At 55.8% G+C, this 26,189-nt stretch carries 23 protein-coding genes; 20 read left to right on the top strand and 3 right to left on the bottom strand.

Features of this window, described 5'->3' with window-relative positions:
* Nucleotides 1-607: 607 nt before the first annotated feature.
* Together HMPREF2792_RS13310 and HMPREF2792_RS13040 are read right to left on the bottom strand one after the other, a co-directional pair.
* Nucleotides 608-1,159, bottom strand: a complete 552-nt coding sequence (locus tag HMPREF2792_RS13310; RefSeq protein WP_070532688.1) for a hypothetical protein — start codon at nucleotides 1,157-1,159, stop codon at nucleotides 608-610.
* 94 nt (nucleotides 1,160-1,253) lie between these two features.
* Nucleotides 1,254-1,424 carry a ribbon-helix-helix protein, CopG family gene (locus HMPREF2792_RS13040; RefSeq protein ID WP_158011590.1) on the bottom strand — a complete coding sequence of 57 codons (171 nt, stop codon included), beginning with the start codon at nucleotides 1,422-1,424 and terminating at the stop codon, nucleotides 1,254-1,256.
* Nucleotides 1,425-1,607: 183 nt separating this feature from the next.
* On the opposite strand from HMPREF2792_RS13040, the gene HMPREF2792_RS12675 reads away from it, so the two are divergent.
* From HMPREF2792_RS12675 to HMPREF2792_RS08025, 20 genes are all read left to right on the top strand, one after another.
* Nucleotides 1,608-1,829, top strand: coding sequence for a helix-turn-helix domain-containing protein (locus HMPREF2792_RS12675; RefSeq protein WP_083306414.1), 222 nt, complete (start codon nucleotides 1,608-1,610; stop codon nucleotides 1,827-1,829).
* Between the two features lie 388 nt (nucleotides 1,830-2,217).
* Complete coding sequence (locus tag HMPREF2792_RS08105) at nucleotides 2,218-3,510, top strand: prolipoprotein diacylglyceryl transferase (protein ID WP_070532685.1); 1,293 nt, start codon at nucleotides 2,218-2,220, stop codon at nucleotides 3,508-3,510.
* Between the two features lie 38 nt (nucleotides 3,511-3,548).
* On the top strand, nucleotides 3,549-4,346 hold the full coding sequence (locus tag HMPREF2792_RS08100; protein ID WP_070532684.1) for a DUF8176 domain-containing protein: 798 nt from the start codon (nucleotides 3,549-3,551) through the stop codon (nucleotides 4,344-4,346).
* A gap of 5 nt (nucleotides 4,347-4,351) precedes the next feature.
* Nucleotides 4,352-6,316, top strand: a complete 1,965-nt coding sequence (locus HMPREF2792_RS08095; protein WP_070532681.1) for a cutinase family protein — start codon at nucleotides 4,352-4,354, stop codon at nucleotides 6,314-6,316.
* Complete coding sequence (locus HMPREF2792_RS08090; RefSeq protein ID WP_070532678.1) at nucleotides 6,316-6,939, top strand: DUF6668 family protein; 624 nt, start codon at nucleotides 6,316-6,318, stop codon at nucleotides 6,937-6,939. The genes HMPREF2792_RS08095 and HMPREF2792_RS08090 overlap by 1 nt, the downstream gene beginning before the upstream one ends.
* A 15-nt stretch (nucleotides 6,940-6,954) precedes the next feature.
* The gene (locus HMPREF2792_RS08085) at nucleotides 6,955-7,251 is read left to right on the top strand and encodes a hypothetical protein (RefSeq protein WP_070532675.1); all 297 of its coding nucleotides are present in this window, start codon (nucleotides 6,955-6,957) and stop codon (nucleotides 7,249-7,251) included.
* Nucleotides 7,252-7,276: 25 nt separating this feature from the next.
* Nucleotides 7,277-7,543 carry a hypothetical protein gene (locus HMPREF2792_RS08080; RefSeq protein ID WP_070532671.1) on the top strand — a complete coding sequence of 89 codons (267 nt, stop codon included), beginning with the start codon at nucleotides 7,277-7,279 and terminating at the stop codon, nucleotides 7,541-7,543.
* A gap of 25 nt (nucleotides 7,544-7,568) precedes the next feature.
* Nucleotides 7,569-8,192 carry a DUF8175 domain-containg protein gene (locus tag HMPREF2792_RS08075; protein ID WP_070532667.1) on the top strand — a complete coding sequence of 208 codons (624 nt, stop codon included), beginning with the start codon at nucleotides 7,569-7,571 and terminating at the stop codon, nucleotides 8,190-8,192.
* A gap of 26 nt (nucleotides 8,193-8,218) precedes the next feature.
* A complete protein-coding gene (locus HMPREF2792_RS13035; RefSeq protein WP_145990308.1) occupies nucleotides 8,219-9,061 on the top strand; it encodes a DUF8175 domain-containg protein in 843 nt (280 codons plus the stop codon).
* Between the two features lie 35 nt (nucleotides 9,062-9,096).
* The gene (locus HMPREF2792_RS12670; RefSeq protein ID WP_232748507.1) at nucleotides 9,097-10,842 is read left to right on the top strand and encodes a hypothetical protein; all 1,746 of its coding nucleotides are present in this window, start codon (nucleotides 9,097-9,099) and stop codon (nucleotides 10,840-10,842) included.
* A gap of 4 nt (nucleotides 10,843-10,846) precedes the next feature.
* Nucleotides 10,847-12,331: an SCO6880 family protein gene (locus tag HMPREF2792_RS08065; RefSeq protein ID WP_070532662.1), complete on the top strand. Its 1,485-nt coding sequence runs from the start codon at nucleotides 10,847-10,849 to the stop codon at nucleotides 12,329-12,331.
* 12 nt (nucleotides 12,332-12,343) lie between these two features.
* Entirely contained in the window at nucleotides 12,344-13,198 is an 855-nt protein-coding gene (locus HMPREF2792_RS08060) for a hypothetical protein (RefSeq protein WP_070532661.1), read from the top strand.
* Between the two features lie 44 nt (nucleotides 13,199-13,242).
* Entirely contained in the window at nucleotides 13,243-14,970 is a 1,728-nt protein-coding gene (locus tag HMPREF2792_RS08055; RefSeq protein WP_232748505.1) for an ATP/GTP-binding protein, read from the top strand.
* Nucleotides 14,971-15,267: a LapA family protein gene (locus HMPREF2792_RS13030; protein ID WP_145990307.1), complete on the top strand. Its 297-nt coding sequence runs from the start codon at nucleotides 14,971-14,973 to the stop codon at nucleotides 15,265-15,267.
* The gene (locus HMPREF2792_RS08050; RefSeq protein WP_070532657.1) at nucleotides 15,264-17,408 is read left to right on the top strand and encodes a peptidoglycan DD-metalloendopeptidase family protein; all 2,145 of its coding nucleotides are present in this window, start codon (nucleotides 15,264-15,266) and stop codon (nucleotides 17,406-17,408) included. Before HMPREF2792_RS13030 ends, HMPREF2792_RS08050 begins: the two co-directional genes overlap by 4 nt.
* A gap of 17 nt (nucleotides 17,409-17,425) precedes the next feature.
* Complete coding sequence (locus tag HMPREF2792_RS08045; protein WP_070532654.1) at nucleotides 17,426-17,992, top strand: hypothetical protein; 567 nt, start codon at nucleotides 17,426-17,428, stop codon at nucleotides 17,990-17,992.
* Nucleotides 17,993-18,016: 24 nt separating this feature from the next.
* A complete protein-coding gene (locus HMPREF2792_RS08040) occupies nucleotides 18,017-18,724 on the top strand; it encodes a hypothetical protein (RefSeq protein WP_070532650.1) in 708 nt (235 codons plus the stop codon).
* A gap of 252 nt (nucleotides 18,725-18,976) precedes the next feature.
* Entirely contained in the window at nucleotides 18,977-20,509 is a 1,533-nt protein-coding gene (locus tag HMPREF2792_RS08035) for a type IV secretory system conjugative DNA transfer family protein (RefSeq protein WP_232748503.1), read from the top strand.
* An 18-nt stretch (nucleotides 20,510-20,527) separates the two neighbouring features.
* A complete protein-coding gene (locus HMPREF2792_RS08030) occupies nucleotides 20,528-20,890 on the top strand; it encodes a DUF4913 domain-containing protein (protein WP_070532645.1) in 363 nt (120 codons plus the stop codon).
* A 23-nt stretch (nucleotides 20,891-20,913) separates the two neighbouring features.
* A complete protein-coding gene (locus HMPREF2792_RS08025; protein ID WP_070532642.1) occupies nucleotides 20,914-21,540 on the top strand; it encodes a hypothetical protein in 627 nt (208 codons plus the stop codon).
* 62 nt (nucleotides 21,541-21,602) lie between these two features.
* Here the strand turns inward: HMPREF2792_RS08025 and mobF are convergent, their stop codons facing one another.
* Nucleotides 21,603-26,093: a MobF family relaxase gene (gene mobF, locus HMPREF2792_RS08020; RefSeq protein WP_070532640.1), complete on the bottom strand. Its 4,491-nt coding sequence runs from the start codon at nucleotides 26,091-26,093 to the stop codon at nucleotides 21,603-21,605.
* Nucleotides 26,094-26,189: the final 96 nt, after the last annotated feature.

Raw genomic sequence — 26,189 nt, 5'->3', positions numbered from 1 at the left:
GCAACATAGCCGCCTGGGGCGGTCAAGTCGATGGACTTGGAAATGAAGTAGTTGTGTGTGGACAGGCCCGCACGGTTGTGATGCGGGTCGTAAGGCACGGTTTGGGAGAAAGGAACATTGCCGATGGTGGCGACGAAGGAGTTATCGGCAATTGAGGTATCCGCGAAGTCTTCGCGGCGAATGTGCGACTCGGGGTAGCGAGCATTAGCGATAAGCGCACTCATAGGGTCGCGCTCAATGCCGACAATGTCTGCACCTTCGGGTGCTGCGTCAATAAAGCCACCTGCTCCAACGCCAGGTTCAAGTACTTTGCCCTCGATATATCCTGCGGTGCGAAGACTGTCCCAGATGGTGGAAGTAAGGCTTGGGGGAGTGTAGTAGGCCGTAAGGATCGTGCGTCGAGCAGCTGTGTATTCGTCGTCGCTTAGTAGCTCGCGAAGGCGCTGGCGGGCAGGGGCGTAGCGCTCGTTGTGTTCATCGAAGACCTGGGAGAAAGCCCCCCAAGAGCGGTATTGTTCCAGTGCTTGGCGCTGGCTATCGTCAAGGCTGTCTCCGTCGCGGTAGGCAATAGCTGCCTCAATCGCGGCGATATTTGTCCAAACCGGATCTAGTTCAGTGTCATTGCGTGATTGATCTTCGCTTCGAAGGCGGGAAGAAGTGTCGAGTCCTTCTCGGTCGGATACTCCTTGTTCTGATGGTCGCTGACTTGCAGTAGCGCTGTTGCCACCAGCAGCCACTTCGAGCTCTTCTCTGGCCACAGGCTTGCGGCCAGCTCGTTGAGGGCGTCGTTGTCGGGCAGTAGGTTCCACTGCGTCATCCACAGATTCGGGGACGTAAGTACCTGCAGGCTCGGCGGATTCATCTCGTCGTGGAGAAGATTGTCCTCGACGATCTCCTGGGTGAGCGGGTCGAGCCACTCGCTGCGGACTTCCTCGCTCGCCTGTTGGTCGGCCAGATTGAGAAGCTGGCCCCGCGTTAGTGCGTCGACTGTCTGCCTGCCCGTCTTCTGCTTCCACTGGTCGGTGAGTATCTGCAAATTGCGCGCGGAGGCCTGTTCCCACTGACTCATCATTGCTTCGTACGTCTCGGTTAGCGCTGACTCGTTCAACTCGCGGCCTGCGTCCTTGTAGGCTTGCTGAATCGTCGCCTTGTAAATCATTGGTGCTTTCTCCTAAGAGGTCGAAAAGGGAGATCTGATCGGGGTCTTCTTTCTTCTTCCTCGCCATGGCCCCGAATTCTATGGGCCCTAAAACCTAGCGCGCTAGACCTTTTTCAACCAGACAGTGTTCCCCAAGGTATCTGGCAAGACATTCAGAAATGGCCTGAACGATTAGGGCATTCATCGTTGTATGCTGACAGATAGCCATATGTTGCAGCTCTTCTTTGAGCCGTTCGTCGATACGAAAAGTGACTTTGGTATCCATAAACGCCCTCCTAGTAGGGCTGGGTGTTACCTAGATGAAAATGGGTAGAAACATCCTCGACTAAGCCAGCTTTATGGCCCGAGGTAGAAACGAGAATAGACAAATTACGCAAATGGCGCAAGACGCGCAGACCGCGCAGAGCGTGCCAAGTGTGTGATTGACGCCAATCGGAGTAGATGTAATATGACCGACATGACTACAGGAGACGCAGGGAAAGATGAGGGGGAAGTGTGGCTGACCTCGGGTGAGGCTGCTGAATTGCTTCCCAATGTCTCGCGGCGTTCGGTGCAGGCATGGGCTGCATCGGGAAAAATTAAAGGCGTGGTTCGTCTGCCTAGTGGCCAGTATCGAATTCCCAAGTCGTCTCTGGCGTCGTTGCTTAACGGGGTTTCCCCTCAGGAGTAGCGATTGTGTAGCTGGCATTGCGGGCAAAGCGTCCCAGAAAGTTTATTTCTGGGACGCTTTTTCTATGCGATATGCAGGGTGTATGACGTATCAATCAAATAGCGCCAGCGTTACAATGTGCCCCAATATGGGTGGATTTAACACTTGTGAACCTGTGAATATAAAAAACGTGTCGCAAGCAATTGGCCGGAAAAATGCGCCGTGCGCTGGGGAGGTAGGCGCATGTTAAAACCTTGGAGAAAGTTAACTGCCGGAAATGGTTCGGATTTCTTGTTGGAATAGCGCAGGGGTTAGGTCACAATGGGGTGCAACGCAGAACGCGCATAATGCGCAGACCGCGCAACATGTACAAAACGAGCAACGTCGCACACATTGTAGAGAGGGACCAATGGTCAATATCCGCACTGCTATTTCCACAAGCGCCGCCGCACTCGTCGCCCTGAGCGCTGTCACTGGTGTAAGCGCTGCCTCAGCACAGGCCGAAGAATCCACGGGTACCCAACCTGGTACGGATGCCGCTGCCTCCGAAGATTCTGACGCACAAGCAGTAGATGAGGCCCAGCCTGGTACGGAAGTCGGAAACGACTCCGCAGGGAACAAGGGAGGGGAAGAAGAATCTACCGTCAACGATGCTGCTCAACCGGGAACTACTGCTGACAATCAGCAGCCGGGCCTTGCAAACCAGGGGGACATTCCCAAGCATCACGTAACGGACAACACCGCCGAGTCTGCACCAGCCCAGCCGGGAACTACCCAGACCACTAACACCGATCCGCAGGAAGCTGACAACGCTCAACCGGGCACCGCTACCGATGATCCATCGGCAGACAGTACTGCTGCCCCAGCTGGACAGTCCCAGCCTTCTGATTCTGAGGCCAACGCTTCCAATGCTGGTGCTAATACGGCAGATGAAGCCGATGACGAAAATTCGCAGAACAACGATTATGTTTCCCGGCCCCAGCCGGTGGAATCTGACGCCGCAACACAGACGACTACTCAGTGGACTGATGAGGTTGTCTATGACGATGAGCCTGTCTCGGGGCAGCAAAATACTGCTATCGACTACGAAGAACCAGTAGAGAGCTACACCCGCCAGCCAGACTACGAGTTTGCTACATACACCTCTGACGATGCAGCAGACTCTGACCGCATTGAGAATGTAGACGAACAAGAAGAAACGGCCCCAGCACCAGGACAGGCCGATGAAGAAGGCCAGGCAGAAGGCCAGGCAGAAGAAGCTCCGGTAGAAGTAGTGCAGTCAGTCCAGCAGCCGGTGGAATCTGACATCACCCATCAGTCCGCTCCTGCCCCTGCAGAGACGGTCACCCAGGTGCCGGTCGACGTCATGCAGCCTGTCGACACGAATGAGGTTGTCGGGGCATCGGCATCCCTGACCACAGGCCAGTGGGAAGTCTCGGCACAGGGCGAAGCGTATCCCTTTGAAGGGACAATCACGGTAGATTCCGGCGCTGATGAGACGTCGGTTGCCCTGCCCTCGGATGAAATTGCAGCGGCACAGCAGTTTGGGCAAGACGCCGCTAAGGCACTGCCCACCGAGCAGCAAGATGCCCTTAACCAGGCGCATGAGGCAGTCATTGAGAAAATCGAGCATCTCCCACAGCAGCACAGTGCTGAGCTGGGATCGGTGACTACCGAAGTCAATATCGATCACGCTGAATAGACCGTACTTGTCACGTAGCCGAGAAGTGAGGAAGCACTATGGATGATTGGCTCGACGCCCTCGACAAGAAAGACAAGGAAAAAGAATCAGTAATCCGAAAGCCAGAGCTGCGTGCCCTGGCTGACGACGAAGCTCCCACGCAGGAGTTTGAGTCGGTACCTGCTGCAGACTCCGCAGAGGAAGAAACCGTCACTAAGCCGGCCCCGAAGAAGGAAAAATGCCGCCGAGAAAAAACACGCAGCATCAGGACTAAGCGCCCTAAAACGCCGGAAAACAGTGAGGCAAGCAAGCGCTCAAGCGTCTTGCCGGTTGCTCTGGGAGTAGGCGTCCTTGTCGTAGTTGCTGGCGGTGCTATGACGTTTTTGGCCCAAGGAGGATCTACTGGCTCTCAACCTGGCTCAGACCCACAGCCTGTAGCGGAAGACGCCCAAGTACAAGGACCACAACCCGTAGAAACTACTGCCGATAAGGTCGCTGAGGTTGGCCAACTATGCAGCGGAAACAACGATGTTGATGTTTCTAATGAGGATTCTCCACGCTCGGCAATCGTCAAGTTTGAGCAGGCGTATTTCAAGGCGGATGCCCAGGGCGTGAAGGACTCGCTGACTAAAAACAGCGAGATGCAAAACCAAGACTGGAACAAGATTCTGCCAGATGCTGCCCCAAAGGGGACGAAGTTCTGCCTGACGATGCAGCCTGCACAGGACTCCACCACCAACGTTGAACTGGAAGTCAAAAAACCCAATGACAGCAATCCCACCTTGTACAAGCAGGAAGTCACAGCGAAAGAAGCCAACGGTACCTGGGCCGTACATTCAATCGGACGAGAGGACTAATACCAGTGCAGCTCTATAAAAACGTTTTCTCCTACGCTGCTGCCGCGTCGGTAGTCACGATGTTCAGCCTGTCAGTGCCGACTGCCACAGCTCAAGAAGAGCCCACTCAAGAAAACCCCAATAGCAAGTGCGCGGATGTGCAACTGGTCCTAGTCAACGGCACATTTGATACCTCTGCTCAGGAAGATTCCAACCATGACCACGGCTTTGGCGCAAAGATTGCTGGACCGGCCATGCGTGAGGCAAACAAGACCACTCCGAAAGACTTGTCTGCCGGAATTCGCCTAGAAGATAGCCAGGAAGAGTCCACCCCGACAACGAGCGCTAGCCCGGCAGCGAAGACTACGACCGCCAACGCTAAGTCCTCGTCCGATGACTTGTGGGCGAATTCAGATTCCTCTGATTCTAATTCCAACGACCTCTGGGACAATGACGCATCCGGCAATTCTAAGTCACAAAAGCCAAGCGTATCCTCTGACGATCTGTGGGCAGATGCCCCGACCAACAAGACCGACGAGTGGCAGGTAGAAAAGAAAGACGACGTAGAACGCAATGGTGTTCGCATTGCTCGCACCTACGTCACGTATCCAGCAGCTGCTGGCGGTGCTATCGTCCCAGGGCTAAAGCCTGCCGAGGCTATCCCGTATGCCGATTCAATGGAAAAAGGTGCAGAAAACACTGCAAAGGTCTTGCAGCAGGTAGCCTCCGACTGTCCGCAAAGCAAGGTCTTTCTCGCAGGGCACTCGCAAGGTGCCCAGGTCGCGTCAACCGTCGCTCGCGAGATTGGTTCAGGAAAGACTAACTTCCCCGCCGACAAGATAGCTGGCGTCGCTCTATTCTCCGACCCGACTCGCGCGCGCGGAGTAGCCACCATGCAGGGGGACAACGCAGCACCAGGGGCAGTCCCGGGTACTGCCGGAGACAACGTCGGCCAAGTGGGCGACTTCTCTGCACCTGAGCAAGACAAGCTCGACGGCGGCGGCATGGGCCTCGACAAGACTGGCGAAGAAGGCTTTGGCGAAATTTCCGACCGAGTGGCCTCCTGGTGCGCTGATGGAGACCTTGTTTGCGATCTTCCTATTGAAGGCAAGCTGACAGATCTGGTGGTCGGCACTGCTGAGCGTCTCGACCTGTCGGACCCAGAAGAATCATTGCAGGCCGTAAGCGATACGCTCGGACCGGCAGTCCAGCTCGGCGGCGTCAACGACGTTAAAGGCGACTCCATTGATTTCGGAGAAGACGGCTTTAAAGCCCAGGCAGTCAGTGATGACACCGTCAAGGCAAATGCCGCCGCGACCTCAGAATCTGCATCCGCAACGACTACAAGCAAGTCAGCATCCGGCCAGTCCGGTGACCTCATTGAATCCATTGCCCGTGATGGTGTGAATTCCAAGGTGAACGCACAAAAGAGTGCATCAGGTATCGGTGATGATTTCATTGGAGACCTCGGCAAGTCCGTCATCGGCGCGGTGAGCAAGCTAGGCGGTATGGCCCTTGGCAAGGGAATTACCATCGTCAAAAAGGCCGTGACCGTTGAAAACCTCGCACAGGTCATCTCTGCCGGTGTGGCCAATCCCAAGGCAGGCCTAGCGGTAGCCGCCGCCAAGCTCGGTGAAGCTGCACTGGAGGTTCTCACCCCGGAGACAGTGACCGGCATGGCAGATGAAGTGTTTAAGGAAATCGACGTTCTCGGAATCTCGGGCGACGGACTGGCAGAAACAGCAGTGCAAGCCGCAGGCCACGGCAAGGCGCACAACTCCTACGGATCACGGCCTGCCACGGCAGATGGGCGAACCGCGATCGATGCAACCGTGGACTGGGTAGTCGCATCCAGTCGTGATGTCGCCGGTGATGAGGCCCAGTCACAAGAGATTCGAGACGCCGGTTTTAGCAGCTCCACCTACAACGCCGACGAAGCAGAACAGGCACTCGAACAAGTAGCCAACTTTAAAAAGGAGTTGATGGGCTGATGACCACTTCCGAAGCAACTGCGCTAGACCCAAAGCCGCTGAAGCGAGTGGCCCTCAACGGCCTAGGTAATCCTCTCGCGGATGAGCGCCTAGCTCCCGAAGACTCCCGAGACCCGCTGATTTGGCTGGTAGGAGCACATGGCGGGGCAGGGGTCAGCTTCCTAGCACACAGCCTCGCACCATTTGGGGATGCAGGACAGCAATGGCCGGTCAAGGACAAGTATCCCTGGTGCGTGATTGTCGCACGTACGACTCGCTCGGGTCTGGAAGCAGCCCACGATCTAGCACTGCAAGAACAATCCAACAAGACAGACGGGTGCAGAGTTCTGGGAATCATCCTGGTGGCAGACGCCCCAGGAAAACTACCCAAAAGCCTGGAGCAGCGAATCACGGTATTGGAAAAGACAGTTCCAACTATTTGGAGAGTGAGCTACTTCGAGGACTGGCGAGAATCCACCCTCGATGAACTTCCACAGTGGTCACCGCTCGATGAAGAACCGGAGGAAGAAGAACCCAAGTTCTGGCAAAAGAAGAAGGAAAACCCCAACATCGTCCATCGCTTGGTCCGGCAAATAGGCCAAGACCTCGTAGACCGAGCACGCGAAGCAAATAAGCACCTGTAACCGGAAGGAAACGACATGTCTCTTACTGAAACCGCTACCAACATCCAAACCAAGATCCTCGCCCAAGTCCCCGGCCAAGACCTCACCCCGCAGGCACCAGGTGACTTCGGTGAAAAAGTCGACCGTGGCCTGAACTTCGGCGTCTACATCGGCCTAGTCGTTGCCGTTGCAGGCGTTATCTCCATCGGCGCATCCATGGTTCTCTCCCGCCGCGAGGGAACCAGTGAAGAAGCCACATCAGCAGCGCTACGAGTAGGCGTGGGCTGCTTGATCATCGGCGGCGCCGGAACCATCGTCGCAGCACTTATCTAGCACCACTACGTAAGGAGAACCGCTCGTGATTCTTGCCCAAGGCCCACCACAAACCCCACAAGACCTCCCACAAGAAGTCTGGGGCACCGGGTGGCAATGGCTTCAATACGCACTGTATGTATCGCTAGCCGTCTCCGTTGTCGCAGTAATCGTTCTCGGCGCGCTTATGGCCGCAGATAAAAACCGTGGCGAAGCAGTATCGGCAACGTCCCCCACAACCGCCGCACTGAAAATCGCCCTCGGCGTTCTTATCGCCAGTTCTGCTGCCACCATCGCGTCGTGGTTCGTCTAACTAGTTAAACCTCCGAAAGGAAGACATGAACATCACCCGCCTCAGCGCAGCCGTAGCTATTGTCGCGGCCATGCTTGGACTAGCTGCCTGTGGCTCCGACGAGTCAGAGCAGCCCACCGAGGCGAGCGATCAGCCCACCGTTGATCTAGAAGCAGCACCCGAGAACGCTTCGTGGTCTTCGGTCGGGGGGATCGGTACGCCGGTGGATTCCAACGACGGGCCGGAAAAGACTAATCCCGTACCACACGGCTACTCCCATACCCCACAAGGAGCAGTACAGGCAGCAATAAATGGCCAAGTCATGCTCGCTACAGCAGACGATCAAACCTGGCCTAACGTTGCCTCGGACATGACTGCCCCAGGTCCTGGACGAGATCAATGGGCGCAAGGGCGATCGCTGATTTCAGTACAGGGAAATGTCGATAAGAATGACGCCGCAACCTTCAAAGGCTTCAAAATCACCAACTACAACGACGACAAAGCACAAGTGCTACTTGCAGCTGACTATCCCGACATAGGACTCACGGTTTACCCCGTGCAGCTTGTCTGGCAAGCAGATGACTGGAAGATGGTTCTTCCCGACCAGGAAAACGCCCCTGACCTCCACAAGCTGGAAAGCCTCGACGGCTTTACCGAATACGCACAGTAAAAGCGCAAACAGCGGAAGAAGGCCACATGGAAACGAAGAACTCCCGAAAAATCTGGACGATTCTCGCGGCAGTGATCGTCCTCGTTATTGCAATTACCGCTGCTTTCTTAATCGGGAAAAGCATGCACTCTCAGGACAATACCCGAGAGAACTCCCAGGAAATAGCAGAAAACGAGGATGCCTCGAACAAGGAAGAACCAGCACCTGCAGACACTTCCGAAAATTCGTCTGTATGGGCTGAGGATTCCTCTGATGTGTTTGGGCGTGTCCTTCGGACACCGAAAAACGGTGCTGGACAGCCCATGGGAAATGTCGAAAAAGTGGAAAGCTTCCAGTGTGAGCGTGAAAGAGAACCATCGAAACTAACAATTGAGAGAGTCCACAGTGCAGAAACACTTTGGTCTGAGACCCAAGGACCGGGACGTTTAACGGACGAAGGCGTTCCTGCTCAATATGCGCATACACCTGAAGGAGCAGTTCTTTCCGCGTGGAATGGTAACGCTCTTGTTCAAATGGGTGGACATGATGTCGCTCTGCGTACCTTGAAACAGCAGTTCACTGGGGAACATGCGAAAGAAGCGGTGGAAACACTTGAATCTAATGCTTCGGCTGGTTCTAGTGCGTCTGTTTCTGCTGCTGCTCCAGAGGCGTTTCGCATCACCAGTTGCAGTCAAGAACGAGTAATCGGCGACGTAGCGGTGCCTATGCCGACTGACGCTAAAGGAAACCCTAATAACAAGTCGTGGATGGTTATTCGGGTTTCAGCTAAATGGGAAAACGGTGATTGGAAAGCTGAGCTGGATGAAGTGAAGCAGTCGGTTGAGGATGAAATCAACAACCTTGATGGGTGGGAGCAGTGGAAATTCTAAAGAAGCTTTTAGTCGCTCTAGGCGTTGTTTTGGCAGTGGCTGTTGCTTCCCCTGTGGCTCAAGCCCAGGAAGCGAAAGATGAGTTTGCCCAACATGTAGAAGACTGCATAGCTGATTCCTTGAAGCACGAGGACGAGACTCGTCTCTTTGGAGAAGATAATAGTGATAAAGACCCAAACGACCCTGACTTTCTGAATTCATTTACAGGGAAGTGGACAAAAGCAGGATGCCAAATAGGTCAAGCTATTCATCATCCAGTAGCTGCTTTTTCTTCCGGACTTTCAGAATTCTGGGGCGATCCAGTCGGTGATTTCACCAAGGCCGTACTTGAAGGCAATAACCAAGCACTGCAGACAGTCATGACGTTCTGGATGGATTGGCGTATGGACAAAAACATCATGGATGGATCTGTCCAAGGTGTGAAGAACATCGTGCTTGGAATTGCTGGTATGGCGCTGATTTCATCCCTGATTATCGGTGGCATGCACATGGCCTATGAACGAAGACAAGGTGTAGCGGACGGTCTTGAAAGCATGGGGAAGAATATAGGAGGATACCTGCTATTTTCCACCCTAATCGTAGGTATGGGAACGGGGGCAATAGTTGCTTCTGATCAACTTGCAGATTGGGTGATGAAGCAATTTGGCGCGAGCGATGCAGAATCTGTTCTCGGTGCGTCTGAGCTCAATGAAGAAATGGGCGGTCCGATTCTCATGTTGGCACTGGCCGGCGTTGGTGTTGCTGGTTCCATCATGCAAATCGTTTCTTTAGCAACCCGTACTTTGCTCTTTCCGATCGCATTGGGCATGACACCAGCGTTAGCGGCCTTTTCTTATACGAATATCGGACGACAAGGTCTTAACCACGTGGTTTCTCTGTTGATTGCTTGCGTTCTGTTCAAACCGATTTCGGCGCTGTTGTATTGCGTGACTTTTTGGCAATCCGCGTCTGGCGGCGAGGACATGATGTCTGCAGTTATGACCGTTTTGATGGTTGCTGCTGCCGGATTTTCTGGCCCTGCGCTGGTACGTACCGTTGCTCCGTTCGTCTCTCAGGCAGGCGGCGGTGGTGCAGGTTCCATGCTATCTGGGGCGGCAGGACTCGCTGGTGCTGCAGGCGGGGCCATCGGTATGGCCGGTGGTGCGCTGATAGGCGGCGCCGGTGGTGCAGCTGCAGGCGCGAAGGTTGGTTCTTCTGCAAAGCAAGCAGCGCCAGGCGGTGGATCAGGAGGAGCAGGAAGCAGTCCGCTTGGAGGCGGCTCCGGTGGAAGCCCACTTGGAGGCGGCCCCGGTGGTTCTGGCGGCTCAGGCGGCTCAGGCGGTGCAGGACCGGCAAGTCGTGGCGACTCGGGCACTACAGCCGCTGGCTCGAACCAAGGCAGTTCTTCTGGTTCCAACCAAGGCAGCAGTTCGCGTGCGGTCTCTCCCGGAGGATCGGGGTCTGGTGCAGCTAGTGCATCCGGCAGCGAGGGCGCGAGTGTTCGCCCGGCTAGCTCGGGCGCGACTACAGGTGCCAGTGCCCCAGGGGGCGCTCGCGGTTCAAATCCATCGCGCCGACAGACGATGGGCGGTGCCGGATCTGCTCCACGACGGGGAGCTACGTCAGGGCTACGACGGGGAGCTACGTCAGGGCTACGACGCGGAGTCACACGAGGGCGAGCCTTGGGAGCACAAGGTGCGCGCGCAGGACGCTCAGCAGGATCGGCAGCCCGACAAATCCAAGGAATCCTCGATGAATCAATTGGCCAGCAAGGCAACTATCACGGAAGCGTAAGGAGGTAAAACAATGTCAGACCAAGTAGACGTTCCAGTTTACGCCCTGGGACAACCTAGCCGCCGTACAGGCATTGGTGGCTTCTCGATGAAAACCACGATTGTTCTCGGTACTGGCTTTATCGGCTTCTTGGTGTGCCAACTCGGTGGACTTCAGAAGATCGGATTCCTCGTTGTCCTCCCTGTCACAGCAATAATTGCGCTGTTGGTCTCGGTCAACATTGGTGGCCGCTCGGTCGCTCAGGTCTTTGAAATGACTTTTCAAGATTGGCGGCGCCGCGCTCGTGGGGACAACGTTTACATTTCCGGTCCCTCATCGCGGTTTGCCGGTGGGCGCTACCGGCTTCCTGGTTCGCTCGCGCGAACGGAACTGCTAGAAGGCCGTGACGCGGTGGGCCGCGATTTTGGAGTTATCTTCGATCGTCACCGCCGCGAAGCCACCGTTCTTTTCGACTGTCAGCTGTCCGGTCAAACGGCAATGACCCAAGAAGAACGAAATGATATGACCGCTAACTGGGGTCGCTGGCTGGCCGGTCTGTCTTTGTCTGGTGATGTAGTCTCAGCGGTCTTTGTCACCAACTCGCGTCCCGATACCGGAGAACTGGTCGCAAAAGAGGTCGAAGCGACTGTTCATGATGATGCTCCAGAAGTAGCTAAACGCATCATGCAGGAAGCATCAGATGAGCTCTCCGTCGGCGTTCCGGAGTCCGAGGCCCACCTGGCCGTAACTTTAAAGGTCAGCGTCACTGAAACCGACGACACGAGTTTCTTGCAGCTCATTGGTACACGCTTGCCGAGCTTGTATGAGGAATTGACGTGGTCTGGAATTCAGGCAGCGCCGATGAATTCCGATGAAGTCTGCGCTCGCGCGCACAAGTTCTTCAACCCAGCATCAGAGGCCGATTTTGAGGAAATCTCTGTAAGTGGGCAGAAGCACGACCTTGAATGGTATGACGTGGGACCGGCGTTTCATGAGGTGCGGAAGAATGTTTACCGCCATGACGGCGTGGCATCTGTGACATGGGAAATGGCCTCGGCCCCACGCTCGACGTTCGAGGACACACTATTGGGCAACTTGATCGCCCCGCACACACGCATTGACCGCAAACGAGTAGCGCTGGTCTACCGACCATATGAAGCTGGATCTGGTGCCTCCCGCGTGGAAGCCGAGCACCGTGACGCAATGGTGGCCGCGAACTCTTCAAAGAAGATCCGGTCGGCAGCTGCGGAGATGCGACTAGAGCACACGGAAGCTGCACGCCGCGCCCAGGCGCGAGGCGCACAGCTAGGCCGATACAGCCTGTTTGTCACCGCGACGACCGAAGACGAAGAGCTCTTGGGGCGTATATCGCATGACGTTAAACAGCTGGGAGCTCAGGCCAATCTGCGCCTTCGTGCGATGTCGCGGCAGCAAGACGCCGGATTTATTACTTCCTGCGGTCTTGGACAGATTCCGTGGACCAAGGAATCGACCTCGGCGCTGGCCGCGCAGGGATAGGCGGGTAAGACAATGCTTTTTGGATTGTTTGGACACAAGAACAAGACCAGACGCACGCTGGCACGCCTGGCAGGTGTGCGCCTTGAGTCGGGTCGCGATAGGGCAGGCTTTTCCTTTGGTGCGATTCTTCGCTCAGCGCCGCGACCGACAACAACGGTTTGCTTCAAGGTAGATAACCCAGATGAGGTTGGTTCTGAGCTGCTTTTGCAATGGGAGAATGCTATCGCTGAGGACGAGTCGGTTCTAGCTAGCGCTTATACGGTGGATTCCACCGGCAGCTACATGGCAGTGACGTTTAAGCAGATCGACAAGGCAGAGCGCAAGGATGACGGCCAGGCGCTGACCAGGCTCGCAGCGATGTTGCCTGACTTCTATGAATTCAACGATGTGGTCTCCACCCCGATGACGGCCGAAGACATCTACGACCGAGTCGTTGAGGCGATAGGCACCCAGGGCGGTACCTGGCCGGAAATGCAGGTAGGAACAGTTGATGAGACGGTCAACGCCGTGGCATTTGATGCCGTAAACGCGGTGAGCTTCGACGCGATGGATGATGCGGACCTCGATGGACTCCTCCGTGAACTAGTCCTTGACGACGAGTTAGCAGGAGTCGCCCGCTGGACACGCATTTTCCGACCTGGACTGGAAGCTGAGGAAGAGGATTTGGGCCGTCATTCTGGAGTGCTGACGGTGTCGGCAGAAGCCTCTCGCGCCCAGGTCGAAAACGTTGCTGCAGCGCTGCTTAATCAACTCTCAGCCGTGGAGCGGCTTCGAGTGCGCCGAATCTATGGGCGGCAGATGTCCGGCTTCCTGGCGGGACTGGGCATTGGAGACCTGGTGTGGGACGCAGAGAAAGTCACAGTTTAAACGCAATCAACGAGGGGATAACAATGGGAACGCATGACTCAGAGATGATTGACCTGCACGCAAAGATTTTGGATGGGGAAGCTGAGATCCCTTCTCGGTGGTCGAGCGAGGGACGGCGTTACCGCAAGTGGAAAAAGACCAGTGAAAAGCACGCAAGCGCGATGGAGCGTCAGCGGCGCCGCGCGGGTGGGGCTACTCCTGTTCGTGGCGAAAAACCGCATACAGTGCTTAAGCCTCGTGGCTTTACTGGACACCATGCCGGCTATACAGCAGTCCAGAACGGACCTATGGAGTGGCAGACCACGACGAATCTAGGTTGCGGCTTTAACCCGAATGTTATTGGTGCTCCAGCTCCGATTATCGGAACGCCGCTTGGTCGTCACGTGACAACGGGCGCTGCGGTAGGCTGCGACCCGCTGAGCTGGTTCCGCGAGGGAATCATTGCGAACCCGTCCTGTTTCATTCTCTCGCTCCCGTCACTAGGAAAGTCGACCCTAGTGCGCAAAATGCTCATGGGAGGGGCATCGAATGGGCAGATTACGATTGCAGCCGGAGACATTAAAGGTGAATACGTCGGTTTTACCCATCAGGTTCACGGCCAGGTCATTACGGTAGGACACGGATACGGCCACATTAACCCGCTCGATGTCGGCGCACTGGGCCGCGTGATTCCACAATTGGAGGCCAAACACGCAGAACTAGTAGACCGTGAAAACAGCGGGCATGCGCTTGGTGAGGATGAAATTCCGACTTCCACGATTGCTGACCTTCTGCATCGCGCTAAGGAGCAGGTGCATGGACGCCAGGTCACGATGGTGACCACGTTGGTCGGCTTGGGGCGTGGCGGCGCGGTCTATGACTACGAGTCGATGTTAATTTCTGCGGCGTTGCGTGGCATGTATGACGAAGAGCGCATTGACTGGGAAAACCCTCCGATCCTTAAAGACCTTATTGCCTACATTGAGCGTGGGCCAGAATGGCTGCGCAAGCTAGGCCGCGCGCAAAGTGACGAACAGTGGAATGCTCGTATTGACGCGCTGGTGCTGTCGTTGAATTCGCTGCTTGACGGCGCAACGGGTCGCATCTTTGATGGACAGACCACCACTCCTATCGAGATTGATTCTCCAGCGATCTGCATTGATGTTTCGGCCATTGATCGTGCCGACTCCGCTATGAAGGCGGCAGTGATGATGGCCTGTTGGGGTTCTGCATTCGGCGCTATTGAAGCCTCTCACATGCTCTCGGATGCAGGTCTTGGCCCCCAGCGCTACTTCAACCTGTGCCTAGACGAGATGTGGCAGGTCCTTTCGTCAGCTCCGGGTATGGTCGGCCAGATTGACGCGTTGACCCGCTTGAACCGTACGGACGCTACTGCGTTGTTCATGATCACCCACACCTTCAAAGATCTAGAGGCCTTGCCTACTGAGGAAGACCGCAAGACAGCAATGGGCTTTATCGAGCGTGCAGGCATGGTTATCTGTGGTGGACTTCCCACCAGTGAGCTGGATATTTTGTCTACGCAGTTGGAGTTTTCCCCGGCAGAAGCAGAGATGATTGTCTCCTGGTCACGCGGTGCTCCACCGTCGCGCTCTCGCACTCGCGGTGCGAGAGCAACCCCTCCCGGGCGTGGTCGATTCATGATTAAGCCAGCTAAGGACGGATCGCCAGGAATTCCAGTCCAGACGATGCTTTTTCCCACCGAGATTAGAGAAGAGCTCCACAATACGAACGCCCGCTTCGAGGACTTCTTCCTGGAAGGTGAGGTGGCGTAGATGTCTGGTTTTGTCAGCCCTTTTGATGATTCAGTTCGGCGCCAAGCTATCACGGAGTTTCAGGAAACCTGGCAAGAGTATTCGTCAGCATCAGCCGCGGCAAAAGCAATCGCTAAAGACTGGGGGATGGGGCGGACAACGCTCACGGAGTGGCTGCAGGAAGAAAACCTCTGGCCCTCACCCACAGTCAAACAAGTTCAACACCTGCAACGAGAGATTAATCGTCTCAAAAGGCGCAATGAGCGTCTGCAAGAAGAAAACGCGCGACTACGACGACTAAGGAGTGAAGATGGATGAAGAAGATCATCGGCATTGCCATGGCTATCGTCTTGTTCCTCGTCCTTATCATCGTCGTTGTCTTAGACGGCGGTAGCGAGAACGAAGTCTGTGCCGAAGATGAGGGAGGATCTGGCTCAGGCGATGTTGTTGTTGATGGTGACTTCGCTTACCCGACTGATAAAGAAGCTACTCAGGAGAGCTCACCCTATGGTGAACGCGATGGTGGTATGCACCTTGGCCAAGACATCGCAGGCCCGCGCGGGACTCCTATTTACGCTTTCGCGGATGGTCGCGTAATCCAAGCGCAGGATTCTGGTGTGCAGGGATTCGGTGGCTGGGTTGTCGTTGAGCACGACATCGACGGTAAAAAGATTCAAACCGTGTACGGACATGAGGAGCCTGGTCAGGTCAAGGTCAAGACCGGCGACAAAGTTACTAAGGGACAGCACATTGCCGATATAGGCAATGCCGGTCAGTCTACTGGCCCACACCTGCACTTCGAGGTTGTCAAAGGCGACCGAGCAGCAGGCGGTGAGCGCGTCGACCCTAAGCCCTGGCTGGAAAAGGCCGAAGAAGGCAAGAAGGGCGGCGGAGACTCCGACAAGAAGGACAAAGACTCTAATAAGAAGTCCGAAGATGGAGGGAAAGTGCTTGTTGTAGGCGACTCCATTTCCAACGGTGCGCGCAGCCAAATCGAAAGCGCGATTCCAGGAGCCGAAGTCAGAGCCAAAGACTCCAAGCAGTACGCAGCCGGAATGCAAGAAATTGACGACGGTGACCAATTCGACACTGTGGTCATGGCCCTAGGAACGAACGGCGAAGTGGGACAAGACCAGTTCGACGCGGCTAAAGCCAAGATCGGTGACGCCAACTTGGTTCTTATGACCATCGCTGGCGTGCCTCACGCCGACAGCTTTAATGAGTCGGTGAAAAAGTCTGGCTATGACTATTTCGACTGGGCAGCAGAGGCAAATAAAGACCCGGGAATGCTCGTTGATGGAGTCCACCCTGGCCCCTCCGGGTCGAAGATCTTTGCCGACACTATGGCCCAAGCTGTAGGCGGCGGAAGCAAGGACAACTCAGAGAGCGGAAGGAAGAAGGAAAAATCTAGCGGTAATGGACAACCGGCTGATGAAAAGGGCGGATTTGAAGGTCTTTCTGGCCGTCAGCTAGCCCTTGCTAAGCAGATTGTCGCTATCGGTGAGCACATGCACGTCGACGAGAAAGGTCGACAGATTGCAGTAGCGACGGCCAAGCACGAGTCCCAGCTCCAGGTCTACGCCAATGACGGCGTGATCACCCCAGAAGAGCAAAGCGGTATGGCCGATGGTGTTACTTCGGAAAAGCTCAAAGAGTCACTGGATCTGCCGCATGACGCAGTAAGCAGTGACCACGGCTCTGTGGGCACCTTCCAACAGCAGGTCGGTATCTGGGGCGAGACCAAAGAGCTGATGAACCCAGCAGTTCAGGCAAAGAAGTTCTACGAGCATCTCGAAGACGTTGACTACCAAGGAATGGAAGTAGGCGCAGCCGCAAGCAAGGTTCAGGGAAACGCCACAGGTACAGGCGTTTACCAGCAAGAAGCTGATATCGCGGCCAAACTCGTCGATAAATATCGCGGTGCGGGCAAGGACTTGTCAGAAGAAGAAATTGAAGCTTTGGGCAATGCCAACATCGGAGACGGCTGTGATACCGAAGCTGGAAACGGAGCTTCCAGCGATGATGATCCGGCACCGTCGGGCGAGCTTGGTGAGCGCATTGTCGCCGCAGCACGTAAAGAATTCGGCTATCCCTACGTGTGGGGCGGCGGAGATGAAAACGGCCCAACGAAGGGACAAGACGGCGACGAAGAAGGCTACGACTGCTCCGGATTTGTTCTACGCGCGGTGTTTGTCGCGACCAAGGGAAAGGTCAAACTCCCTCACCAAACGCAAGCAATAGCCAAAGACAAGCACCTTAAAAAGATTGACTGGGAGGACAAGAAACCTGGCGACATCATTCTCATTGGCGGCGAAGGATCAGAACACCACGTTGCAATCTACTCCGGCAAGAAAGACGGCAAGGACAAATGGGTCGAAGCTCAAACCTATGGAGTGGACTCCGGTGAATACGACGTGCGCACCGATGAGCCACATCAAGCGTATCGAGTAAGCGAATAAGGAAAGGCAGGACAACAATGAAAAAGACAGCTATCGCTCTCGCCCTGGCCAGCACTATCGTGCTCACGGCGTGCGGCAATGACGACCCGGACGGTACTGATACCGGGATGGAAGACCCCACGGTAAGCCAGTGGGAGCAGCCCGAAGTTCGCGGCCCGCTTCAAGACACGGACCAAGAAGACGTGGACAAAGTAGGCCACGACGTTGTCGAGCAGATTTTCTCCTGGTCCCCAAAGGACGACCACACCATCGCTGACGCGGCACGCAAGGCCGAGCCATTGATGGATGAAGATTTCGCCTACAACAACCGAGATTCCTGGTCAGCAATGTTCAAAGTGCCTGGAAAACAGTGGGCCAGCTGGGTCGAAGACAAGGCTACGACCTCAGTAGAGGTTACCGAGGGCCTTGAAGAGCGCCCCGAAGACACTGACATGGAAGCCCGCCGTCAGTACTCGGTGGAGGTCACCATCAAAGGCGACAAGAGCGAGCAGAAGCTGCGCTATGACGTCTTCGCGCACTTTAACAACCTGGGGTGGTGGAGGCTCGACAACATCACCATCTCTCAACCACAGACCATGTCTTAAACAGAGTCGATAAGGAGTAAAACCATGAGCAAAGCCAACGACTACGCCCGATTTGATGAAATCGAAAACCTTGTGACCTCGGAAGAGTACAAGGACAAGCTTAAAGCAGCGGAAACTACCTCACAGCTGCGTGAGATTGGAGCAGAGGCCGGCGTCGACGTCGACGACCGCAGCGACATGGGCAAGTTCATGCACAAGCTAAAAATCCTCGGCATTGACTACAAAGCTATGTCAGCTGTTGAACGGGAAGAGCGCCAAGCGCGCCAGCACGAGCGCGCCGAAGAACTCGCACAGAGTGACACTACCGGCACCCGCTTAGATGTGTGGACGGGCGCAGTAGAAAGCGACAAGGGTGATAAAGGAGCCTTCGCCCTAGTTGACGAGACAGGCGAGGCTATCTGGTTTGGCAACTTCTTTGACAGTGACCCCATCTATACGCCGGGCGATATTGGCAGCGCCGAGCAATCAGCCGCAGAGAAGGCGGTGTACCTTGCTCGCCGCGTACAAGATGAGACGGGAGCCGAACTCATTGACTTGCATATCCACACCGAATACCCCGACCTTGATGAAGATGAACTGCGCCTTCGAGGCGTTGCCAAAGAGTCTCAAGTTGCCGTGACCGTCGAGGTCGATCCGACAGATGAGCGCGCGTCGACGGTGGCACGCATGGGAGGGTTTCGATCGCTGAAAAACGTGGATCTCGCAAGTCTTGTTGACCTTGATGATGAATAACCGTCAAAGTGACGAAAACCCGCAGGTAAATAGCACAGGAAAGGACGAAGAGTAATGGGTAAAACCAACCCCAGAAACTCAGGCGGGCCAGGAGCTGACGGGCAAACCATCTTCCTCGCTGTCATTCTCGTAGCAGCAGTGTCTGTACTTGGCACCGTGCAAATCGGAGCGGCAGCAAGCTGGAAGCTCGCCGGTACAGACAAACCACCTGTCAATCCATTTCAAACACTAGCCGGTCTTATTAAAGGCCAGATGGAATGGACAGCTATTGCGACAGTTGTTGCCGTGCTGCTATGGCTAGCCATTGCTGGATTGGTCTATTTGTGGATGAAATCCAAGCCGAAAAAGACCACCAGCACTACGGGGCAGGCCTCAAAGTATCTAGCGCCCAAGAGCGATATTGCCTCCCTGTCACGCAAAAGCGCAGAGAAAAAGGCAGCAAAGTTCATTGGCGAAGACGCTGCTAAGGACTATCCCGGCCTGCGCATGGGCAAAGATCTACAGTCTCGGCGCGGGGTGTATTCCTCGTGGGAGGATCTGTATCTCGTTATCTTCGGTCCTCGTCGAGGAAAGACCACGTCTCAGGTTATTCCGGCTATCGTCGATGCTCCGGGAAACGTACTGACGACTTCAAACAAGGCCGATATCGTCTACGACACTGCCGCGATTACCGAGGCACGTGGACACATCTGGATTCTCGATCCACAAGGCCTTGTTGCAGGTCGAGATGATCGTCCGTGGTATTTCGATCCGCTCGATGCGGTACGCCGTGACCCGATGAAGATGGACAGCGAAGCTATCGCGCTGGCCGATATTTTCCGCTCTGCAGCCCACGGTGATAACAGCACCGGTGACGCCTTCTTCTCCGAGGGCGGTCGCGACCTGCTTGGCAGACTTTTCCTCGCCGCAGCACTGGACAACCGCCCTATTACCGACGTGTTCCGCTGGGTTAATGACGATGAAGACCGCACGCCAGTAGGTATTTTGCAGCGCTTTGAGGAATGGGAGTCGATGGCTGACGCGCTCAACGGAACCTACAGCATTACCGAGCGCACTCGCTCCGGATTGTTCTCTCAAGCCGCGCAAATGGCTGCGCCACTGGGACGACGCGCTATCAGGCAGTGGGTTACCCCAGGTGACGATAAGGACAAGTTCGAGCCAGAGCAGTTTGTCCGCGCTGACCACGACACGTTGTATCTGCTGTCCAAGGAAGGCGTAGACAACGCTGCTGCTCTAACGACGGCACTAGCAGCGGCCACGATGAAAGCTGCTGAGCGCTATGGCGAAGAAAACGGTCTGCGGCTTCCAGTGCCGATGATTGCCGCCCTCGACGAGGCTGCGAACACGGTTCCGTGGCCCGAGCTTCCCAAGCTGTACTCCCACTACGGTTCGCGTGGAATTATCGTCATGACCATCTTGCAGTCCTATGCCCAAGGCGTAAAAGCCTGGGGCAAGGAAGGAATGGAGGCGTTGTGGTCTGCTGCGTCCGTTCTGCTCTACGGCGGCGGTGTCCGTGACCAGGACATGCTCAACAAGCTAGAGCTTCTCATCGGAGACTATGAAGAGTTGACGAAATCTGTTTCTCGCTCAACGGACGGCGGACGCTCTACGTCGATACAGGCGCGCGAAAAGAAGATTCTCAACGCGGCAGAACTAGCCGCCCTGCCTTACGGTCAAGCACTCGCGTTTACCGGGCGACGGCCATTCGCTCTGTATCTGGAGCCGTTCTGGGAGCGCACCTACTGGAATGAAGAAACCCGCGAACTGCTTCCTGCACAACAGTAACTACCACCGGAGGAATCCATGGCAGAAGACAAAATCGATCCAAAAGACTTCCACTACAAAAGCGTCTTCGAGTTCGTCGATAAGTTCCTAGTAACGATGTATCCGACTACAGATAACCGCATGAAAAACGTCGCGTGGTCTCCGACATGGTGGAGCCACCCTGAGGTCGTCGCGCGGATAGACGGGCTTTGGAAGCGCTACGAGTATCTGCGTGTAAAAGAGCCAGATACCGCACTTGAAACTTTCCTGCGTCTGCATGGTGATTACCACATGCGCCAAATCATGAAGGACGACGGAGTCTTTGCTGATTGCAAGCGTGAAGATGTTCCGTCTCGCCCGCTACCAGTTGCGTCCGCGACTAAGCCTGCTTCTGCTTCCTAGTCAAATTCGAAAGGACACCTACTATGTCTCGTACCTCTGTCGATGCGTCCACCGCTCGCACTATCCGAAACCTGCGGCGCGCTCTGCACGCAGAGCGCGTACGCCGCTTTCCCCCGCGCACGATTCAACCGGGCCCTAATGCTCTCACTCGCATGGCAGGCGGAGCACTCGCAGTAGAGGGGTGCCGCGCGCTCATAGAAGAAAATGAGCAATCCCGAACATGGGTCATTGATGATTTCAACCGCCGCGGTATGGCCGAGTCTGCCGCCGCTATCGCTGATAGCTTCGAGGACAACATGGCCTTTGCTGACGAGGAAGGCCACGATTTCCGGTTTTCTGCTCGTGACGGAGAGCTTTCGCGCTATAGCGTAGAGCGCCTTGGAAAAGACATTTCCGCTGTCGCCGGAGACGACGATGCCCGCGAGGTCACCGCATTGTCTCCGGCAGAAGTCATTGAAGACCTAGAAGCCCAGGGCGCAGATCCCGAAGCCATTGATTCCTACGCTCTCGCGGTAGGCGACAGCGATATCTCACCTAGCGACCAGCTAGTTGACCAGCTTCAGGAAGAGACCAGCGAGACACTGGAGTCTCCGGGCAACGACCTTACTGACGCCGCCGAACAAGCTGATGAACAGGTTGCTGAGATGTAGCCATGCACCCGCAAACTTCGCGGTAGAAAGACCAAGCGGTTCTTTCTACCGCTTTTGTCTATTTAGAGCTCGGGGCCTTGGTCTTCCTCAAGCTCATCAGCGGGTGCTTGTTCATCTTCATCGTTTGCGTCGCTATCGCTGGTAACACTTTGCGGTTCGCCGCCGAGGCCTAGGCTGGCGAGGAAGTCAAGGCCAGCTTGCGCATCCTCGTGCAGTTCGCCGGCGTCTTCGACTTCGGCATTGCCGGGGGTTTCATCTTCTGCTGTGCTCTCGGGTTCTGGCTGCTCTTCCTCTACGGCGTTCTGGACGGCGGTATCGTGCGCCTCGCGTTGAGTCTCGTCATTGTCTGCATTGTCTGGTTCGTAGGCAGCAGCAATGGTCTCTGCGACCATGTTGCGGATTGCTTCTTGGGCTGGCTCGTCTACGCCCAGGCGGCGTAGTTCGTAGGTGCGTTGTGCGGCAAGTAGGTTGACCTCATCGGCAATGTAGCCTGCATGATCGGAAACATCATGGGGGACTTCCTCTGCGCGCAAGCGCGTGGCGATATCGGCGCGGTCGGCCCAGTCCATCTTCTCACGGCGGATAGTATCGAGTCGCTGTTGAAGCCTCTGAGCGTGCTCGCTGTCGTGCTGGACGGCAGCGTCAAAGCGCTTGTCCCATTCTTCTGCGTCGTCGGCACGGTAGCAGATTTCGTCCCACAGGCCTGCCTCCGGCAGATTAGAACCGGTCTCTTCAATGGCCTGCTGAGCTAAGCTGCGGCGCTGTTGTGCTTGTTCAAGACGCGTGTGTGCATGGTTTATGCGCTGTTGGTACGTACCGTAGCTATCGGCGTCGTGGTCATAGGACCGCTCGCCAACCGGGCGAATGTAGTCCTCTGCAAGCAGGCGTTGGTGCTCAATGTCTGCGTGGGCTGCTTCTTCTTCCCGAAGGGCCGCGCTGTGGTCCGCCATGGCCTGCTCGTATGCGCGAATGCGCCGAGCATCAAGGACTACCTGCTGGTAGTCGGCCTGTACCTCATTGGTGGCTGCGTCTTTGTCCTCGTGTAGGCGAGTGGTAACACTTGTCTCCTGCCAGGTCAGCGACTCAACCTTGGAGTAAGCAAAGCGTGCGTGCTCTGCCAGCACAGCTTGGTTGAGACGGTTGAGGTTTCCTTCCTTTCCAGTAAGGCGAGTAGTTTCCGCGCGGTCGTAGGGGTTGTGGGTGCGCAGCCACGTATCGAGTTCTATATCTGTCTGACCAGATACGGGAGGTAGCTGGTTGCGCTTTCCGGTATCGCGCAGGCGGAGTTGTTCGTCCAGGCGGTAGCGGATAAGACGGGCCGGATCGTGGGCGTTGTCAATGTCGCGTATGGCAGCGTCCATGACGGTGCGCGGATCAATGCCCGCGTCAATCAGTTTTACCCAGCCGTGACGGATGGGCTCTGTGCCGTCGTCGCTGGCCTCAATCTTTCGGACAAGAGTGCCGGGCAGGGTGTCGATCCAGTCGGGTAGGTAGGCGTCGATGAAGTCATTGGTGGCTTCGTCTTTGCCCATAAGCCACAGGCCCATGATGCGATCAGGGGAGGTTTGCTCGGCTACGACCTCGGCTATGACCTCGCGTGCGGCCTTCGGGGAGGTATCGCGCGAAATCGCCCTGTCGAAGACGTCCCTAGCGCTGGGTGCTTGGTCTATGCCTTGGTAGTGGTAATGGCCGTCTTCGGCCAGCTCATCCAGCTGATGTTCGGTAACAGCATAGATGTGGTTGGCGATTTTGCCGCGTGTAAGTGCGACATACAGCCCGGCCCTATCGACATGATGGTCAATGACCGCGCGGGTACAGTCCACGGTGCTGCCCTGGGCGCGGTAGACGGTAGCGGCATAGCCTAACTGCACATTGCCCCGTACGTAGTCTGCCGGAAGGCACAACTGTTCTCCGGTTGCTGTGTTGCGGGCGCTAATACTGCCGTCCTCGGCAATGGCGGTGACAGTAAGCAGCGTGCCGTTGTTGATACGGGTACTCGTTGCGGTCTCATCATCGTAGAAAGTCTGGTTTTTGCGCGCCAGAATCGTATCGCCAACACCGGCTTTCTCCCCTCTAGAAAGCTGCGCTGTCATGGTGGTATCAACAACGCCGTGGGCGATGTAGTGGGCGCGGATTTTGTCGTTGAGTTCTGCCACATCGTGGTTGGTGGCAGCGATAAGAAGGCTGGTTTTACCGCTAGAAATATCAGCCAGGTAGTCCGCTGCGGCCTTATCAAGCATGTCACCACGAGCGCCACCATTGACCCAACCGCGCTCGGAATAGAAGTCAAAGGTAGACCGCTCGCCTTCACGCAAGCGCAGGCTCGTGGCGGATTGCTCACGGTCGCCGCCGAAGCGTACGACTTCAGAAAGCTGATTATCAGCGCTCTCGGCAGCATTAACCATAGCGCCGAATAGGCCACCGTTTTCTACAGCACCTAGCTGCTTATGGTCACCGATAAAGCGCACGACTGCGCCTGCCTCTTCGGCAATCTCTAGCAGAGATCCGATGTTAGGGGTCGAGGCCATGCCGGCCTCGTCAACGATGATCATATCGCCAGCGTTAATGGATACTGGAAGGTCTTTGAGACTATGGCCAGGCTTTGATGGGTGGTTTCCGCGCCAGGTGTAGGTGAGTTTGTCGATGGTATAAGCGTCAAAGCCTAAGTCCTCAGACAATACGTCTGCGGCTTGTGCAGACGGGGCCAGGCCAATTACGTTGCGGCCCTCATTCGCCCAGACGTTGGCGACAAGACGCATAGACGCGGTCTTGCCCGTACCTGCCGGGCCCACGCCAGTAGCCGCGAGTGTGCCGCAGGTAAGGAGGTATCGCGCCATGGATTCCTGCCCGGCGTTAAGACGGAAACCAGCCTCCTTTTCATGCTCATCAAGAGCCTCGTCAATCGCGCAAGAGGGCGCGAATGCGGCCACCGGTTCGTTGAGTGCGCCCAGTGCTTTGTCTTCGGTATCGAGGATGTCCTGGGTGGCATAAAGCTCACTATCAGCACGGGTGTCTCGCGCATTTCCTGCCGTGTTTTTCAAGGACTCGGGCAGTTCCAGGACGTCGAAATCATTGAGGGCAATGGCCTTATCACGCACAATAGCCTCAACCACAGTCGCGTGGATAAGGTCACGCTCGGAAAGAGAATCAAAGCGATAGCCTTGAAGCTTTCCACCCGCAGCGGTAGCTACATGCGAGGTGCGAAAGTAGGAACGACGCCTCGTCACCGTGTCTAAAACGTCGTCAATAAGGCCCGATAGGTGGGCCTCGGCGTCAAACAGTGGGCGCTCATCGCGGCTAGAATCTGCGGCAAGTTGGGCGATAGCAGCTAGTTCTTCTGTCCCGTTGTCGCGGGCAGATACTTCATTTCTCCAGCCTGCGCGAAGCTCAGAAAGGCTTTCTGGTTCACGCTTTGCGTCACGTGTTTCCAAGATGGCTTGCTGCCACAAGCGGCCCACTTCAACCGAGTTTGGAGTTGTGCCGCGAGCGGCAACAAACTCTTCCACCAGGCGCTTGTAGACCGGCTCGGCACCACGCCGACGCTTAGAAAAAGACTCCATCAACGACTCGGAAACACCGTCAATCTCCCACGTAGGTTCCTTGTTGACCCCGTGGTCGCGGGCGGTAAAGGTGTAGCCCATGTCGTTAGATAGCAGGGTGTTCAAGATGGAGTCATAGCGGTGGGAAATCGACTGATGATACTTCATCAACGTGTACCCATCGATGGACAACCAGCGTCCATCTTCGGTTTGAACCTTGTTGGATACAAGGACGTGCGAGTGCAGATCCGGGTCTCCTGCGCGCGTATCGTAGTGCTTAAATTCCGACGCTAAGAAGCCTTTCGTCTTGACTTGTTCGCGCCCTTGCTTGCCTACTCGGGTAAACAAAGCGTTGTCTTCTGCCCACGCCATTGCCTCGCTAACGGCCTGGTGATGAAGTTCCTCAATACGCCGAGCGGTCTCTTCATCCGACAATGCCCACACCACAGACACGGACTTTGCGGGCGAAAAAGTAAGGTCAAAACCCGACACAGATTGGCGCACATTGTCTTTAAGACCGTTGACCCAGTTGACGATTTCCCGGCCCGATTGCGGCTCAACACCGTGTTCTTCAATGAAGAAATCCCGGCCAATTTCCTGGACTAATTCGGCGCGCTCCTGCTTGCTCATCAGCGTGCCAGTTGTCTGCCGGTGGCGGCGCTCAGCGTCACGAAGTGCCACCAAAACCGGCACATCATTAGTGAAATTGGCGAAAGGACGCCCCAACTGCACGTCCTTGATTTTCTGCCCTTCGGACATCTTCATATCCGCATCCGGGTGCAATCCCTCGCCGTATAACGCGGCCATTTGCGACTCAGTAACTTCCCCACCCTGCACGACGTTCTCGGTGTTCAAACCTACAAGGCCAGAGCCCAACCATCGCCCCGGCGGGGTTCCTTTCGCGTCGTAATACTTCGACAAACTTGGCGCGTCTGTTGGCCCATCATTGGTAGCCACAGAGCGCAACAGGTACTCATAACCTGTTCCGCTGTTGACTACGCGCAGGGTCATCATGCGCCCTAGTCTAGCAGCCAAAACCCGATTAACACTAAGAGTGCATATAGTGTGTGGCGTAAACGCGGCCCCGCCGCGTGAGCGGAGCTAGCGGCC

The sequence above is a fragment of the Corynebacterium sp. HMSC068H04 genome, assembly GCF_001811255.1.
Classification (GTDB): Bacteria; Actinomycetota; Actinomycetes; order Mycobacteriales; family Mycobacteriaceae; genus Corynebacterium; species Corynebacterium hesseae.
This window is presented reverse-complemented; position numbering and strand designations above follow the sequence as displayed.